The 1,401-nt window shown below is 45.1% G+C and carries 1 protein-coding gene; it reads left to right on the top strand.

What is annotated here, in order from left to right:
• A partial coding sequence (locus tag KDK18_RS00905) for a hypothetical protein (RefSeq protein WP_257252519.1) occupies positions 1 to 1,307 on the top strand: 1,307 nt, incomplete at its 5' end.
• Positions 1,308 to 1,401 lie beyond the last annotated feature (94 nt).

Here is a 1,401-nt window from a genome sequence, read left to right as displayed (position 1 = left end):
ACATACAAGAATCCTACATTACTTTAAAACCCTATCGTTTTTTTTCTGAACACGAAACGATGTATTCGGATACCAAAGCATCGGTTAAAATGAATGATAAAAATAACGAATACCCTCAGTGGTCACAGCCTTGCAATTTTTCGAGATCTACTTTCATCGATAAATCTCCCACAACTTCCATTTACGACAAGGATGCAATGCCTGATTGTAATATCATCCCTTTGCATCTACCGGCAAACTCCATTATCCCCAGCGATGATCTGCAACCACAGGGAACGGAAATATCCACTGAATCCGTCGATAGCCATCAAGCAACATTAATCTCTGCGATTGATGAGCTTTGTGATTTATCTACCAACGGGAAAATACAAACTGCGGTAGTTTATGGTTTGCATACTGTTCCGCGGCAGTATAAAAAAACGATACTAACCAATTGGCTTAGTGCTATTAAAATGAATCAGGATCAGCTGGCGGATGCTCTCCCAGTGGTGGTGACCACCACGGTCAGCGCTTTCAGGGATAAAGATAGAGAGGGAGATGAATATATGGATGAAAGTGGAACGAGTTCGTTAAAAGAAATCGCGAGCACCACAGGCTTTACACTGATTGACTTTCGGGATCAGCAGGACTGGGCCTCTTTGAGGGCCACGGTCAAGAGCCAATGGTTACTGTGTCTTATGCCCAGTTTGCCACGGCAAAGTTTCAATAAACTGGTGCAAAGCTCCCGGTTCCCGGTGTTAAGTGAAGGCGCCAATCTGACCTCGACCCTGTTGCAAAATGGCCAGGCCCATCTTTCTCTCCTTCCCTATGGAAATACGCCAGTGGCTCAGGACATGGGAGTGCCACTGGAGGCTTTAAAAGCCCTGGCCTTTTCCTGCAAGCTGCAGATGGAAAGAAAGGGTGCCGAGAATGAAGTCCTTAAAACATTGTCAAACTTTGTCAGGAAAGGCCGCTATGCAGAGGCACTCTCTTATATTGACAAGATAAGGACCGAAGGCTTTGAAAATGGAGCATTGAGTTTTGTATGGGCAGACCCTCAACCATCGCCTTTGCATTTGAGGCCAGTCACCATTATGAGCCTGTTACATAAGGCAGAAAAACTGGGTGGTATTGAGAAAAAGGCGTTGCTCGCAGCGCTTGACCCTTCCGATCAAGCCCTGACTGATTACATTAATAGCTGCCTGGACAAGAACTCAATAACAAATCATCATTTCAGGCTGCAGCAAATGCATGTCAATAAGCCTTTCAATAATAAGGTGCTGGCAGCGCTGCTGCAATTTGGACGCTATAAAAAACTGCTGCCATGAAGGTAATCCTGTACTTGAGGTAGTGGTTAAAACAGTAATAACTGATAGTGTCAGGGAACCTGCAAATCACTACCCGTCTGTTACGCAGTGCGGT

The organism is Endozoicomonas sp. SESOKO3, assembly GCF_024606255.1.
The sequence above is the reverse complement of the archived record's forward strand: the minus strand, read 5'-3'. Positions and strand labels throughout refer to the sequence as shown.